Annotated in this window: 16 protein-coding genes; 6 read left to right on the plus strand and 10 right to left on the minus strand. The window is 62.1% G+C overall.

Going from position 1 to position 14,749, the window contains the following annotated elements; genetic code table 11:
- Positions 1-54: 54 nt before the first annotated feature.
- Positions 55-417, minus strand: coding sequence for an ArsR/SmtB family transcription factor (locus tag ACVWVY_RS31820; RefSeq protein ID WP_456630085.1), 363 nt, complete (start codon positions 415-417; stop codon positions 55-57).
- On the minus strand, positions 417-1,079 hold the full coding sequence (locus ACVWVY_RS31825) for an SRPBCC family protein (RefSeq protein WP_456630086.1): 663 nt from the start codon (positions 1,077-1,079) through the stop codon (positions 417-419). Before ACVWVY_RS31825 ends, ACVWVY_RS31820 begins: the two co-directional genes overlap by 1 nt.
- A gap of 834 nt (positions 1,080-1,913) precedes the next feature.
- Between ACVWVY_RS31825 and ACVWVY_RS31830 the strand changes: the two genes are divergently transcribed.
- Positions 1,914-2,348 (plus strand): antitoxin Xre-like helix-turn-helix domain-containing protein, encoded by a 435-nt coding sequence (locus ACVWVY_RS31830; protein WP_456630087.1) that lies wholly within the window; start codon positions 1,914-1,916, stop codon positions 2,346-2,348.
- Positions 2,345-2,830 carry an RES family NAD+ phosphorylase gene (locus tag ACVWVY_RS31835; RefSeq protein ID WP_456630088.1) on the plus strand — a complete coding sequence of 162 codons (486 nt, stop codon included), beginning with the start codon at positions 2,345-2,347 and terminating at the stop codon, positions 2,828-2,830. Before ACVWVY_RS31830 ends, ACVWVY_RS31835 begins: the two co-directional genes overlap by 4 nt.
- A gap of 150 nt (positions 2,831-2,980) precedes the next feature.
- On the opposite strand, the gene ACVWVY_RS31840 is transcribed toward ACVWVY_RS31835, so the two are convergent.
- The 3 genes from ACVWVY_RS31840 to ACVWVY_RS31850 form a co-directional block, all read right to left on the minus strand.
- The gene (locus ACVWVY_RS31840) at positions 2,981-3,595 is read right to left on the minus strand and encodes a helix-turn-helix domain-containing protein (protein ID WP_456630089.1); all 615 of its coding nucleotides are present in this window, start codon (positions 3,593-3,595) and stop codon (positions 2,981-2,983) included.
- Between the two features lie 166 nt (positions 3,596-3,761).
- Positions 3,762-4,193: a nuclear transport factor 2 family protein gene (locus ACVWVY_RS31845; RefSeq protein WP_456630090.1), complete on the minus strand. Its 432-nt coding sequence runs from the start codon at positions 4,191-4,193 to the stop codon at positions 3,762-3,764.
- 88 nt (positions 4,194-4,281) lie between these two features.
- A complete protein-coding gene (locus ACVWVY_RS31850; protein ID WP_456630091.1) occupies positions 4,282-5,643 on the minus strand; it encodes an NAD(P)H-dependent oxidoreductase in 1,362 nt (453 codons plus the stop codon).
- A 188-nt stretch (positions 5,644-5,831) separates the two neighbouring features.
- On the opposite strand from ACVWVY_RS31850, the gene ACVWVY_RS31855 reads away from it, so the two are divergent.
- Together ACVWVY_RS31855 and ACVWVY_RS31860 are read left to right on the plus strand one after the other, a co-directional pair.
- Positions 5,832-6,821, plus strand: a complete 990-nt coding sequence (locus ACVWVY_RS31855; RefSeq protein ID WP_456630092.1) for a tripartite tricarboxylate transporter substrate-binding protein — start codon at positions 5,832-5,834, stop codon at positions 6,819-6,821.
- Positions 6,822-7,145: 324 nt separating this feature from the next.
- Positions 7,146-7,619, plus strand: coding sequence for a VOC family protein (locus ACVWVY_RS31860; RefSeq protein ID WP_456630093.1), 474 nt, complete (start codon positions 7,146-7,148; stop codon positions 7,617-7,619).
- Positions 7,620-7,710: 91 nt separating this feature from the next.
- Here ACVWVY_RS31860 and ACVWVY_RS31865 read toward each other — a convergent pair whose 3' ends face one another.
- The 3 genes from ACVWVY_RS31865 to guaA form a co-directional block, all read right to left on the minus strand.
- Complete coding sequence (locus ACVWVY_RS31865; RefSeq protein WP_456630094.1) at positions 7,711-8,970, minus strand: serine hydrolase domain-containing protein; 1,260 nt, start codon at positions 8,968-8,970, stop codon at positions 7,711-7,713.
- A gap of 245 nt (positions 8,971-9,215) precedes the next feature.
- Positions 9,216-9,746 (minus strand): dihydrofolate reductase family protein, encoded by a 531-nt coding sequence (locus ACVWVY_RS31870; protein ID WP_456630095.1) that lies wholly within the window; start codon positions 9,744-9,746, stop codon positions 9,216-9,218.
- Positions 9,747-10,130: 384 nt separating this feature from the next.
- On the minus strand, positions 10,131-11,726 hold the full coding sequence (gene guaA / locus ACVWVY_RS31875) for a glutamine-hydrolyzing GMP synthase (RefSeq protein ID WP_456630096.1): 1,596 nt from the start codon (positions 11,724-11,726) through the stop codon (positions 10,131-10,133).
- A gap of 181 nt (positions 11,727-11,907) precedes the next feature.
- On the opposite strand from guaA, the gene ACVWVY_RS31880 reads away from it, so the two are divergent.
- Together ACVWVY_RS31880 and ACVWVY_RS31885 are read left to right on the plus strand one after the other, a co-directional pair.
- A complete protein-coding gene (locus ACVWVY_RS31880) occupies positions 11,908-12,282 on the plus strand; it encodes a nuclear transport factor 2 family protein (protein ID WP_456630097.1) in 375 nt (124 codons plus the stop codon).
- Positions 12,283-12,393: 111 nt separating this feature from the next.
- The gene (locus ACVWVY_RS31885) at positions 12,394-12,726 is read left to right on the plus strand and encodes a DHCW motif cupin fold protein (RefSeq protein WP_456630098.1); all 333 of its coding nucleotides are present in this window, start codon (positions 12,394-12,396) and stop codon (positions 12,724-12,726) included.
- Between the two features lie 90 nt (positions 12,727-12,816).
- Here ACVWVY_RS31885 and ACVWVY_RS31890 read toward each other — a convergent pair whose 3' ends face one another.
- Both ACVWVY_RS31890 and ACVWVY_RS31895 read right to left on the minus strand, forming a co-directional pair.
- The gene (locus tag ACVWVY_RS31890; RefSeq protein ID WP_456630099.1) at positions 12,817-14,115 is read right to left on the minus strand and encodes an RsmB/NOP family class I SAM-dependent RNA methyltransferase; all 1,299 of its coding nucleotides are present in this window, start codon (positions 14,113-14,115) and stop codon (positions 12,817-12,819) included.
- A gap of 10 nt (positions 14,116-14,125) precedes the next feature.
- A complete protein-coding gene (locus tag ACVWVY_RS31895) occupies positions 14,126-14,548 on the minus strand; it encodes an MAPEG family protein (RefSeq protein WP_456630100.1) in 423 nt (140 codons plus the stop codon).
- Positions 14,549-14,749: the final 201 nt, after the last annotated feature.

Genomic DNA, 14,749 nt, shown 5'->3' on the forward strand with positions numbered 1-14,749 from the left:
CGCAGCCCCTCGACCAGAATGGCAGATCTGCCGCACGTTCGTGCGCCATCTGACCTAAGCTCTCTTCCCGGTACGTTTGGTCATTGGAGCGTTTCGCCGCGCCCGTTTGCCTCGCGCGATCTCCGTCGCCAGCGCATCGAGCTTCGGTTCCCAGAAGCTCCTGAACTGACCGATCCATGCATCCACCGCCTGAAGCCCGGCAACATCCACCGAATAAAGTCGTCTTTGCGCGTCCGCCCGGACCTTTGCAAAACCGCTCTCGCGCAGCACCTTGAGATGCTGCGACACGGCGGCCTGCGTGATCCCGAACTCGGCCCCGATCGCCTCGACCACTTCACCAGACGTCATTTCCCCCGGGCCGAGCAGTTCGAGGATGCGTCGGCGCACCGGATCGGCGAGGACTTCGAAGAGGTGCATCAGCTTCCTGTGCCCGGGTGCGCCATGTCAGGCGGGATCTCGCCGCGAAAGAAAGCGATGGTCCGGTCCGACCGCTCCTTTGCCGAGGCCGGATCGACGCCGCTCGCGACATGCGCCGCACGCCAAAATTCGCCGCTCTGACTCATGAACTCCTTGCCGTCTGGAGAGCCCATCCATGCCTCGGCTGTGTCGTGGTCGACGGATGCCCCCGTCCCAAGATACCGCTCAAGTCCCGCGAGGGCGAGGTCCCAACCGATCCCGACCGCGCCTGGACCGAACTGGTTCCAATGATCCTCGAGGATCGCGGTGTGCTCCAGCGTCAACCGCGCTCTCTCGCGTTCTGCCGCCAGCGCTACGTCGATCCAGCTCGTCGCACCGCCGAATTCCCACGTCGCTGCAAAATGCCTGGGCGGCGTACACGCCGTGATGGTCCCGCCCGCATTCCCCTTGAGCTGGTACTTTCCGCCCAACTGGAGGTCTCCCTCGACCGGCAAAAACCAGCGCGGGATGCGTTCCTTGCTCGTCAATGCATCCCAGAGGTCGTCGACATCAGTGTCGTAAAGCCGCGTCAGCGTCACCGCGCTCGCTGCTTTCCCGTCCTTCTCAAAATTGCGCACCGAGCGTGTGACAAGCCCCAGCACCCTGGCAACGTCGATCTCCATTCCGTCCTCCTTGTCCTTTCCGGCGATGAATATCGGCATGAACTTATATAAGTCAAGACTTTTAATACTGCCGAACATGCATCGTACACCGCAGTCTCGCCACGTCATTGCGAGCGAAGCGAAGCAATCCATCACGCCGCAAGTAGAGAAGTGGATTGCTTCGCTTCGCTCGCAATGACGTGGATACAGCTTCGCGATCTCGCGGCGCGTTCGCCCGAGGTTTGCTTGATAACTTCCCGCCCTCTTGTTCAGAGGGCGCAGGGAAGACCGGGTGCTTGCTGCACCCGCGGTCTCGCGTGCGATTTGCGCAAACAAAACTGCACACGAGCATACAGGGCAGCGGAAACACTCCGGCCTTCCCTGCGCAATGGCTTTACGGCTTACTTCGTGCTCTCCCCGGAGAACGGCTCTTTTGCCTCCGTCGTCGGCGGGATACCGCGCTCGATCCGATTGGATCGATGCGCAACCGCCAACTTAGCGCCAGCACCGCGGCGCCCGAACCACACGACTTCGCCGTACGCTTCCGGCGCGTACGTCTATCGCGCCCTCAGCGTCCACCGCATCTCACCGCACGTTCGTGACGATCGCGAAGCGCCCCTCATCTACCGTGAGACGGGCGAAGTTGTGCAGCTGATTTGGATTGGAACGAAAGCGGAATATTTTTGATTTCCGGGCTTGACGTGATTTCGGAAAATCAGAAGTGATTTGCCCGTCGGCCCGGCCGATGCATTTAACCCTGGGTGTGGCTTCGGCCAGCCGCGACGGCGCGGCGACGTGGATCTTGACGTAGTCTCATATGAGGCATATATTTGCCTCACCTGATACGGAGGCTTCATGAGCTACCGGGCTGCAACCGCCGCCGAACTTCTCGGCGTCAAACCGAAGAACACCGAGACGACGCTTACGCTGGCCTATTCCGTCGAGAAGGGCTTGCCGGTGTCGGCGCTGGACAAATTCGCAGGCCGTGTCAGCCCGAACGATATTCGCCGCTTCACCTATCGGGTCGTGCCCAAGCCGACGCTCGAACGCCGGCGCAAGCAGAAGCAGCTTTTGACACCTGCGGAAAGCGACCGTCTTGCACGCGTCGCCAAGGTGTTCGCCTTCGGGATCGACGTCTTCCGAGACGAAGCCAAGGTCCGCGCGTTTCTCGAGCGGCCGCACCCGATGCTGGACGACAAGGCTCCGCTCGAAGTGGCCCTGACGACCGGTCCCGGCGCCGATGCGGTGATCAACCTGATGGGCCGCGCCGCATATAGCGGCGGCGTATGAGCGTTCAGAAGACCGACCGAGTCCTGAAATGCTATCGCATCGGGGACCCGGACGGTGCCTTCCCGATCTATGACTCCGAAGGCGCCCGCCTGTATCCCGGACGCTGGAACACGCCTACGAGCCCGGTTATCTACACCTCGGAGCACTATTCCACCGCCCTCTTGGAAAAGCTGGTGCACGCCAATCTGGTGATGCCCGCCAACCAGCACTTCATCGAAATCACCATCCCAAACGGCGTCACTTACGAAGTCTTTCAGACCGCCGCGCATCCGGGCTGGGATTCGCGAAATGAAACGATCTGCAAGACGTTCGGCCAAGACTGGTCGGAGGAGAAGCGTTCGGCACTGCTGATCGTTCCCTCGATCCCGGCGCGCCTGGAACGCAACTTTCTAATCAACCCGGGCCACCCCGACGCCAGCAGCATCACCTACACGCTGCCCGAGCCGGTGTGGTGGGATGAACGGCTTTATTCGAAGCCGTAGCAACAGCCAACCAGATCATGACCATCCGCCCCATAGTCAGATATCCCACCCCCGGCTGGGGGTGAGAGGGATTCGGCGGAATATTCCACCCTACTTCGCTCAGCGGCTTTTCGCTGCGGCCGTCCCAAACAGTTAGGTGCGCTGTCACCGTCATTCCCGTTCCCGGTCGTCGAGCCCTGCAATCGCCACGCTGGGTGACAGCCCGAACATGCTGCTGAATACCCGCGAAAGATGGGCTGTATCGGCGAAACCGGCATCCATCGCTGCCGTCCGCACCAGCTCGCGCTCGGCCATTCTCAGCGCAGCATGCTGCAACGCTGACCACAGCTTGAACCGGCGAAATGTCAGCCCCGTCGCCGCCTTGAAGCAGCGCAGCGCCCGCGTCCGCTCCATGTCGAGGCATCGTACCAGTTCGTGTTGCGACACCCGCCGCATTGGATCGGCCTGCATCGCCCGTACGATCTCCGCCACTTTCGCCGGAAGCGGATTGGTTGCGAACGCGAGCCGTTCCCGCAATTCCTCTGTCGCGCAGGAATCGCCACCAATCGATCGGCGCGCCAGCTGTTCCAAATAGCCTTTCAGCGCGACGGCCAACGGGGCATCGAACGGAAATGTCAGTCCGTTGAGGTAGACGACATCAGCACCTCGCCCACCGAGCCAAACGCTGTGCACGATCCCCGGCCGGACGAGGAGGACATCACCCGTGACGCTCACGCCTGTATGCTCGACCGTGATCGGCCCCGCCCGCCCCACCAGCACGGCCATGACAACATTCGGATGCGCCCCGAGACGCGTGACCGGGATGGGCAATATCGTGCTGCTGAAAGGCGTTTCCCGAAACGGCATGGCTCCCTACTATCGGCAACTTTGTCGTTTGGCGCAAATCCTCAAGCGGCACGATATGGCCGGCGTCGGATGCATCCAGCACTTGCTAGCGCTTTATCCCGGCCCGGGCGAACGCGGCCTGAGCTTCACCACCGTTCATGTAGACGTCCTTGCGCACCACCTCGCCGCGGGAATTGAGCGTCACGACATCGAGCATCTCGACCTTGGCCGTGAACGGCGCGCCGCCGGGCTCCTTGAGCGCAAGGACCATTGTCCATTCGAAGACCCAGTGATCGTCGCCGTAGAGCCTGCGGCCCATCTCGAACGAAAAGTCGAACTTTTCGAAGGTATCAATGCAGCGCTGCCGCAAGGCCGCCCGCCCGTGGACGGCATCGGACCCGTCATGGACATGGAAGACCGTGTCTTCCGAATGGAGCGAGGCGATCAGATCCGGGTTCCTGGTCTCCCAGCCGACATGATAGCGTTCGAACACATCGCGAAGCGGCGTTGCGTGTTTTGCAAGAGCTGTGGCTGTCATTGGTTTTCCTCCCCTGGGTAGGGAGAAAAACTAGCGCGTGTGCGCGCTTTCGCGTTGAACAAACGTGCGACCGTGGTCATTCAATCCATCAGGCGCGCTTCGCTACCGCCGCCGACGAATAGAGCGCCTCCTGTTCCTTGCGGACGCGAACAGCTGACAGTGTAGCGTCGATCGCCACATCGGCCCAGGTGATGCAGGAGTCCTTGGCTACCGGTCGGATCAATCGCACATCGTGAGCGAGACCCAACGGCAGATATCCCTTTGCCAGTGACGTGCTGGTGGGCGTCAGCTTTCCGAACACGGTGTACCCGCCCTCCCCATCGAGCGTATCTCCCACCCGCAGATTCCTTTTGGCGGTCGCTGCCACGTCGGCATTGAAGCATGTTGCGACACCCGTCGGTTCACCGCGAAGCGCAATGGCCGCGACCGAAATTCCGAGCTCCAGACCAATCAGGTGCCATTTCTTGTAGGAACTCATGTAACGACCGGACGGATCCGTAACGACATTGTACTCCTGGAAACAATTCCGGATGTACTCACTGTCGCCTTCAAAGCAAACCCAAACGCCTTTCCGGATATCGTTCGGGATCTGGGCGCCGTCGGCGGTGAGGCAGGACACGACCTCGACTTGCCCCCGAGCTTCCAGGACGCCTCCTTCGGAGCGCGGACGCATGAGCGTGGGAATGTCGTCCACTGATCCCGGAGGGAATGCAAGGCCTTGCGAGGGCGCCTCCAGGCCGGTCGCATTGGCGATCGCAGCCGATTCGATTGCCGGCTTCGATCCGTCGAGGAAGGCATTGAACATCTTGGGATTCATGCCGCCGCGCGCAGCTTGCTCGGCCGTCAGCCCCCAGTGATCCCAAACCGTTTCGGGCGTCGATTCCCGATATTGCGGCAGCCATTTGTGCCCGCGACCGGCCGCGACCACCGGGAAGCCGCATGCCCTCGCCCAATCAACGAGATCACAGGCCAACGCCGGTTGATCGCCATAGGCAAGGCTGTAAATCACACCCGCTTGCCTGGCCTTATGGGCCAGGATCGGGCCGCAGAACGCGTCAGCCTCGACCGTCACGTTGATGATCGGCTTACCTGCTGAAAACGCCGCCAGGCAGTGTTCGACGGCGGCCACCGGATTGCCGGTGCACTCGGCAATCACGTCGATGCCGTGGAATTTGACGAGCGCTTCCCAGTTGTCGGCGAGGTGCGTCGTGCCATTCCTGAGCGCATCATCGAGGGAAGCGGCGCCATACCGCTCCTCGGCCCACCCGACGCGCCTCAGGTTCTCGATCGCACGAGATGGCGACAGATCGGCGATTCCGACGATGTGAACGCCAGGCGTGCGCGGAGCCTGATGAAGATACATCGCGCCAAACTTGCCGGCGCCGATCAATCCAACCCGTATCGGGCGCCGCTCTGCTTCGCGCGCAAGGAGTTTTGCGTAGAGGTTCACGATATCTCTCCTGATCCGCGCTGCTACGTTCGCGCAAAGATGGTGACATTGCCGCCGACGATCTCAACCTTCTCGATACAATGGGTCTGCCAGGATGGCCACGAACATAGTATCACCCGGTCGGCCAGGCACTGGTCCACAAATAAGCGCGGTCGCGTCTGTCGACCAAAATAAAGGGAGGAACTGGAATGAGAAGGGTGACGGCTCTGACGCTGGTTGCATCGGCATTCAGCCTATTGATGGCCCCGCTGGCATCAGCGCAGACAGACTACCCGAACCGGGCCATCACCATGGTCGTACCATTTGCGGCAGGCGGCGCTACCGACGTTATCGCCAGGATTGTTGCCGAAGGCATGTCCAGGCACCTGGGCAAGCCGATCATCATCGAAAATGTGGCTGGCGCCGGCGGTACCATCGGCTCTATCCGCGTCATGAGAGCCGCGCCCGACGGCTACACGCTGCTTACCGGGCACATGGGAACCCATGCGTCATCCTATGCGCTGTATGAGAAACGGAAATACGATCCTCGAACCGATTTCGAGCCGATCGGCCTGATGGCCTCGGCGCCGATCGTGGTTTTCGGCCGAAAGGATCTGCCCGCAACGACATTCCACGAATTCATCGGGCTGATGAAGGCGAAGGGCCCTGATTTCAAGGTCGGTCATTCAGGCGTCGGATCCAACGCTCATCTCACCTGCACCCTGCTGAATGCCCTGGTCGGAACCAAGCCCACCGAAATCCCCTACCGCGGCAACGGCCCGCTCATGAACGATCTGCTCAGCGGAGCCATCGACTATTCTTGCGACCAGGTGATTACGGTCGCCCCGCAAGTCTCGGCTGGCACCATCAAGGCGTTCGTCGTCGCCTCTCCGCAGCGATCCAAGGTGCTTCCAGACACCGCCACGTCAGGGGAAAGCGGCCTGAACGCCTATCAGGCCGACGCGTGGACGGCATTGTTCTCCCCGAAGGGATTGCCCGACGACATCGTGAAGAAGATCCATGCTGCCTATGCAAAGGCGATGGCTGACCCGGACACGATCGGCCGGCTTGAGAAACTTGGCGCCGTGGCGCCCGCACCCGAGCAGCAGTCGCAGGCCTACCTTAGAAAGCTCGTCGCAAGCGATGTCGATCGGTGGACCAAGGTCATCACGGATGCACATATCAGCATCGCGGACTGATGCACTGGCCGACCCGAACGTACGTTTCGCCGAAGTGTTGCCGGTGTAGCGGGGTTCGTAGCCCGCATGAGCGCAGCGATATGCGGGAGCAGTCCCGGGTGTCGCTGCGCTCAACCGGGCTACGGCTGGCTGGCTCACCGCCGACTTGCTGGAGACGACGCCGCGGGGCTTAATAAAGCGGAACCCAGACAAATCTCCGATCTTTCTGCCTGCCGGGCGCATAAAAAAAACTCGGTGGTGATGTCGGGACGCCGGTCGTTCGAACGTCCTTTGCTGGAACCAGCCGTCATCGCCGCCCTGCGCGGCTAATCAAGGAGACGTCCGATGAGCAAGAACACGATCTGCCTTTGGTACAATCACGACGCCGAAGCAGCCGCACAGTTTTACGCAAAGACGTTTCCGAACAGCAGCGTCGACTCCATTCATAAAGCACCATCCGACTTTCCCGGCGGCAAGGCTGGCCAGGTACTGACGGTGCTGTTCACCGTGTGCGGCGTGCCGTGCATCGGCCTCAACGGCGGAGACATGTTCAAGCAAAGCGAGGCCTTCTCGTTTCAGATCGCGACCGACGACCAGGCAGAAACCGACCGTTACTGGAACGCGATCGTCGGCAATGGCGGCGTCGAGAGCGCCTGCGGCTGGTGCAAGGACAAGTGGGGCCTTTCGTGGCAGATCACGCCGCGCGTGCTGACCGACGCGATGGCCAAGGGCGGCGACGTCGCCAAGCGCGCCTTCGAGGCCATGATGCCGATGGGGAAGATCGAGGTCGCGAAGATCGAGGCCGCGGTGCGGGGCTAAGACGAAGCAGTTGTAGCGCGCATGAGCGGAGCGATATGCGGGACAGCAGTCCCCGAGGTCGCTCCGCTCGCCCGGGCTACGGAGCCGGGCGTCAGCCTCCCGCCATCAAATCCCTCGCCAGCGCCATGTAAGCCGGCAGCGTCACCGGGTCGTTGGCGGCGTTTCCCGCCGCCGGATGCGAGGCATAGCGGGCGATCACCATTTCGGCTTTCGGATCGATATAGATGCCCTGCCCGTGAATGCCGCGCGCCATGAAGGCGCCATGCGCATTGTGCGTGACCCACCATTGATTGCGGTACGACGCGCCGGGCAACGTCGTGTAGCCGGCCGGTTTGAATTTTGCGGGATCGCCGCCGCGGGCGATGTCTTCCACCACCACCGACGGCACGATCTGGCGGCCGTTGAAGCGGCCGTGATTGCGGATCGTCTCGCCGAAGCGGGCGAGGTCGCGCAGCGTCGTCGAAAGCCCGCCGCCGCCGCTTTCGGTACCGATGCGGTCGACGTGATAATGCGCGTCCTCTTCCGCGCCCATCGGACTCCAGATGCGCATCGAAAGCAGATCGGACAGCGTCATGCCACTCGCGCGCCGGCAAATAAAAGCCAGCACGTCGGAATTGACGGTCTTGTAGGCGAACGCTTTGCCGTGCTCGCCCTGCTTCTTCTGCGCGCACAGGAAATCGAAAATATTGGTCGCGCCTTCATAGCCGGGCTCGATCGGCGCCATGCCGTTCGCCCGCCGCAGCCCAAACACGCCGGAATTCTTGTCGGTATAAACTTCCGTGTATTCGAGGCCCGTGGTCATATCCATCGCCTCGTGCACGCGTGCGTCGCCGAACGCGCTTGTCCTCAATTCCGGCACGTAGTCCGTGACCGGCGCCTGCGGATCGATCTTGCCCTCCGCGATCAGGACGCCGGCGAGCGTGCCGGTGAACGATTTCGTCACCGACATCGAAATATGCGGCTTGTGCGGCTTCAGTGCACCGAAATAACGCTCGTAGATCAGTCTACCCCGGTGCAGCACGGCGATGCCGTCGGCATAGGTCTCCTCGAGCATGCGCTCGAACGTCATCGGCCGCCCATCCATGGTGACCGACGCGGACGCGCCGATATCGTGCTCCTCGCGCGGCAACACCGACGCGGGCCCTGCCCCGCGCCAGACATTCACCGTCGGCACGAGTTGGCGGATATTGCTCCAGGCCCAGCGCAATTCGGGAAAGCTGCGGAACGATCCGTCCTGGAAGATGATGGTTTTATCCGGCGGCGGCGGAAAGCCCTGCATCCAGCGGAGCGCTTGCGGATCGGTCTCGGCGGCGGTCGGGGTGAACTGATTTGTGGCGGTCGTGACGGACATGAAGGCTTACTCCGGAGGAACGACACGGTGTCGTAACATGGCGGTGCGTGGGGTGCAGCCGGCGTTTCAGCAGGCGTGACCGGCGCCGCGAGCAGCTTCGTAGCCCGCATGAGCGCAGCGATATGCGGGGTGGCGCGGTCCCGGGTATCGCTGCGCTCACCCGGGCTACGCTTGCTGTAGACTCACAAAGCGGACGAGCAAGCGGACCTCACGTGTCCGCGCAGTCCGTCGAGCGAATCGTGGAATTAAGCAGGTGCGTATGTCAACCTAATCACGTCCTCGCCTATTTGATCGCTGGCCACAAGGCGAAGCGGTGGCCGGGGACCAGCGAAGAATGGCTTGCCGCGACCAAGCACGACGGGATGAAGGTAGAGTTGATACTCATCAATAAGACCAAGGTCGGTTAGGCTTCTTGCAAGGTCTGGTCCGGAAACGTCAATCTCGCCAACGAGCTGAGCCTTTAGCTCACGTATCACCGCCTCGAAGTCATCCTCGACGAGAGTGGCGTTGGGGCCGACTGACTTCAACGATCGTGATACGACCCACTTCGGTTGGCGCCGCCACGCCGCCGCGAAGTCGCGTTCCTCCGGGGTCCACTCAGGATGGTCTTCGTCCCAATAGCGCATGATCTCGTACATGCGGCGGCCGTACACGCTGCCCGTCAGGCCGCGCACTAGCTCGATCCAGTGACGAAAGAGCACGGGACCTGGCGCAAATTCCTGATGGTCGACGTAGCCGTCCAAGGACAGGTTCATTCCGAAGACGAGCTTCGCCATGTTACAATTCTCCACCGCAGCTTTTCCAGAATAGTTTTAGCCGACGTTGCGCGGAAGTGAGGCTGGACACAATCTGCGCGCCGCTTTGTCTGTGTGACCAACAACCGGAGGTCGGCTTTCTACCATTCTCCGCCATTCGGCACGCGCATCCTGGTGCTTCTATTTGTGAGGTCAAACCTAGGCGACGCCGAGCTTCCCGCGTTCCCCGCCCCGGGGCGTCGCTGTCCCCGGTGGCTTTCACGAACACCATGACCCGCATCGTCTGTCTCCCTATTTGAGTGGGCCGCTTTGGCCTCTCATCGGGACGACGAACGAACCTGTCGGAAATCCGACATCGCTCCGCAAATTTTTCCAGATGTTCGAAGCGCGGCTATGCCACGCGTGCTACTCCCACTCGATCGTCCCCGGCGGCTTTGACGTCACGTCGTACACCACCCGATTGACCCCCTTCACCTCGTTGATGATCCGCGTCGCGGTTTCGCCGAGGAACTTCATGTCGAAAGCGTAGAAGTCGGCGGTCATGCCGTCCGTGGAAGTCACGGCGCGCAAGCCCACGACATATTCGTAAGTCCGGCCGTCGCCCATCACGCCCACCGTCTTCACCGGCAGCAGCACGGCGAAGGCCTGCCAGATGGTGTCGTAGAGGCCGGCTTTTCGGATCTGGTCGATGTAGACGGCGTCGGCCTGGCGCAGGATGTCGAGCTTTTCCTTCGTGATGTCGCCGGGGCAGCGGATGGCGAGACCGGGGCCCGGGAACGGATGCCGGCCGACGAAGATTTCGGGCAGGCCGAGTTCGCGGCCCAAGACGCGGACCTCGTCCTTGAACAATTCGCGCAAGGGCTCGACCAGCTTCATGTTCATGCGCTCAGGGAGACCGCCGACATTGTGGTGCGACTTGATGGTCACCGACGGGCCGCCGGTGAAGGAGACGCTCTCGATCACATCAGGGTAGAGCGTTCCTTGCGCGAGGAAATCCGCGCCGCCGATTTTCTTGGCTTCCGCGTCGAACACGTCGATGAACAGGCGGCCGATGGTCTTGCGCTTGATTTCGGGGTCGGTGACCCCTGCGAGTTCGCCGAGGAATTGCTTTGAGGCATCAACGTGCACCAGCGGAATGTTGTAGTGGTGCCGGAACAGGTCGACGACGGTCTTGGCTTCATCAAGCCGCAGCATGCCGTGATCGACGAACACGCAGGTGAGCTGATCGCCGATCGCCTCGTGGATCAGCACCGCAGCGACAGCTGAATCGACGCCGCCGGAGAGGCCGCAGATCACCCTGCCCTTGCCGACTTGTGCCCGGATCTTTTCGATCGCTTCCTCGCGGAAGGCGCGCATGGTCCAGTCGCCGGTGAGGCCGGCGACCTTGCGGACGAAATTGCGGATCAGCTTGGCGCCGTCGGGCGTGTGCACCACTTCGGGATGGAACATCAGGCCGTAATATTTGCGCTTCTCGTCCTGGATCACGGCGAACGGTGCGTTCGGCGAGACGCCGGCCACACTGAAGCCCGGCGGCATTTTGGTGATGCGGTCGCCATGGCTCATCCACACCTGATGCTTCTCGCCCATCGACCAGGTGGACTCGAACAGGTTGCTCGCTGCTTTCACCTCGACATCGGCACGGCCGAATTCGCGGTGGTGCCCGCCCTCGACCTCGCCGCCGAGCTGGGCGGCCATGGTCATCTGGCCGTAGCAGATGCCGAGCACGGGCACGCCGGAATCGAAGATCTTTTGCGGCGCGCGGGGCGAGCCTTTTTCGTGCACCGATTCCGGGCCGCCGGAGAGGATCACCGCTTTCGGCTTCATCTCGTCGAAGGCGGCTTCGGCCTTCTGGAACGGGACGATTTCGGAATAGACGCCCTCCTCGCGCACCCGGCGCGCGATCAGTTGCGTCACCTGACTGCCGAAATCGACAATCAGAATCTTGTCATGCGCCGAGGCCACCGTGGTGGTCTGCTCGCGGGCTTGCTGTGGGGCTGTCATGGCAAGCAGATACGCGACGGGGGGCGGCCTCGCAACCGCGAGAAAGGGCCAGCCCACATTCTTCTGAAGGGGATGGACAAATCTACATAGGTCAGTATCATTGACCTAATTTGCTCCAACTGTGCCCAAGAGCCGATCGGGCAATTTGCAGAGCGCACATCGCGGAGAAACGGAGGAACCCATGCAGAGCCAGCACCACGCGGCGGCCGACCTCGCCGCGCTCGGGCGGGAGTGGATATCAGCCTGGAACTCGCACGACCTCGAACGCATCTTGGCGCTTTATACCGAAGATGCGGAAATGACCTCCGACCGCATTCAGGCGCTCGGGCTCGAGGCCAGCGGCACGCTGGGCGGCAAGGACAAATTGCGCATGTACTGGAGCAAGGCGTTTCAGCTGCGGCCCAATCTGCATTTCGATTTGATCGATACCTATGTCAGCCCCGACAGCGTCGTCGTGCTTTACCAGAACGAGCGCGGCGCGCAGATCTGCGAATATCTGCGGCTTGATGCCGGGGGCAAGATCAGGCAGGGCTCGGCCAATCATCTGGCGCATTAGGGCTCGGATTCGTAGGGTGGGCAAAGCGCAGCGTGCCCACCATTTCACGATGAAAGCTGTCGATAGAGGGTGGGCACGCTGCGCTTTGCCCACCCTACAGGAAATTCCCGCATGAAAATTCCAACACTGCCCTTCACCGTCACCGACTGGAGCCAGGTGGAAGCGACGAAACATCCCGGCGAAACCGGCGAAGCGCTGTGGCGCACGCTCGACATCGGCGATCTGCGCGTGCGCATGGTCGAGTATTTGCCGGGCTATTTCGCCGATCACTGGTGCGACCGCGGGCATGTGCTCTACGTGCTGGAAGGCGAACTCGATACCGAACTGCGCGACGGGCGCACGTTCAAGCTCAAGCCGGGCATGAGCTATCAGGTGTCGGATTTCGGCGACGCCGCGCACAGGTCATCGACGAAGACGGGAGCGAAGCTGTTCATTGTGGATTGAGATTTTGTAGGGTGGGCAAAGCGCAGCGTGCCCACCATTCAAGACAACGGATAGGTGGTGGGCACGCTGCGCTTTGCCCACCCTACGCGATCACGCCTTCTTCAGCACCGAGACAAAAAAGCCGTCCGTTCCCGTTCGCCGTGGCGTCATCAGCCAGCCCTCGTCAGACTTCAGCGCGGCCGCTTCAAAATCTTCCGCCTTGTCCCAGAGCACGCTCGCGGTCTCGTTCAGTGGCTGAATCGAAAACCCTTCATGACGCGCCACGAACGCGCGGATCTGGTCGCCGTTTTCCGCAGGGAGTACCGAGCAGGTGACATAGGCGATCCGGCCGCCCGGCTTGACCAGGGCGGCCGCGCGATCAAGCACTTCGGCCTGATCCTTCAAGCGGACTTCGAGCGCGCCGGGGCGCATGCGCCATTTGGCGTCGGGGTTGCGGCGCCAGGTGCCGGTGCCGGTGCAGGGCGCGTCGATCAGCACCAGATCGGCGGAGGCCCTGATGTCGGCCAATGGATCAGCGTCGCCTTTCGGCGCGCGGATATCGGCGTTGTGGACGCCGGCGCGGGACAGCCGCTCGTAGATCGGCGCGAGCTGGCGCTTGTCGTGGTCGGTCGCGATCAGGCGGCCCTTGCCTTGCATCATCGCGGCGAGCGCCAGCGTCTTGCCGCCGGCACCGGCGCAGAGATCGATCACCTGCTCGCCGGGCTTTGCCGCCGTGAACATGGCTGCCAGTTGCGAGCCCTCGTCCTGCACTTCGATGGCGCCTTTTATAAAATCTTCCTCGGCGTGAATGCCGGGATTGCGCGCGTCGGCGCCGAGTTCGATGCGCAGGCCAATCGGCGACCACGGCGTCGGCTGCGCGCCGAGGTGCGACAACCGCGGCAGAACCTTTTCGCGATTGGCCTTCAGCGTGTTGACGCGAAGATCCAGCGGCGCGCGGCTCGCCATCGCCGTTGCTTCGGCCACGCGATCGTCGCCGAACACTTTTGCCAGGTGTGCGTCCAGCCATTCCGGATAATCGCCGGCAACGTACGGCGGTGCATCGTCGAGTGAGCGCGAGGTCAGCGCCGATCGCTCGGCCCCGCTCAGCGGCTCCGGCGCAAATCGTTCGCCGTGGCACAAATTGGAGATAGCCTCGGTCGTCATGCCGCGCTCGAGCCGGAGCATGCCGAGCACGCGCGCGCGCGGCGTGTCCGCATCCATCAGCCAAGCGCTGGACGCACGCCGCCGCAGCACGTCCCAGATCAGGCCGGCAATCGCCGCGCGGTCGCCCGAGCCGGCATAGCGGTGCGCGGTGCCCCACTCCTTCAGCGCTTTTGCGGCCGGAACGCGTTGCGCGTCGATGGTCTCGATCAGTTCGATGGCGGCGGACAGCCGGGCAGCGGGAGTCATTCAAAACTTTCTAGATCAGAAGCAGCAGCTTGAGCGCGAAATAGATCCACATCGCCAGCACGACCAGCGCCCCGGCAAACCACGCCAGGCTGCGCTGTTGAATGTTGTTCGAGGTGACGAAAATGCCGGCATGGGCAAATCGTGTCACCACGAATACCCAGGACATCAGCACGATGAAGAGATCAGCCCGGCGCAGCGGCAGCGCCAGCGCGATCAGGAAGTAGAACAGGAGGGGTACTTCGAACTGATTGCTGAAGCAATTGCCGATCTGGGCCACGCGGGCCGGGTATTTCGGCTGCCCGGCCGCGATGTCCTTCAGGCTGGTTTCCCGGGCCTTCACCGCCCCTGTGCGGGCGGTCACCATCCACAGCAGCAGGAAGAAAGTAAGCCCGACCAGAACAAAGACCGGCAGCAAAACCATTTGAACCGACATGAGAATCTCCCCCCGAAACCTGCGCCAAGCCTCAAAGCAATAACGAGCCGCCCCTCGCCTGACAAATCCGCTGTCGCCAGGTCCGCTTGAACCGCCACCCGAGCCGTTTGAACCACAGCTCAAGCCGTTTGAACCACAGCTCAGGGCTTGGCGACCAACTATCGAGAATTCCGATGGTTCTGGGCTCGAACCGGCCCCAAA

This window comes from Bradyrhizobium sp. URHC0002, from assembly GCF_054059515.1.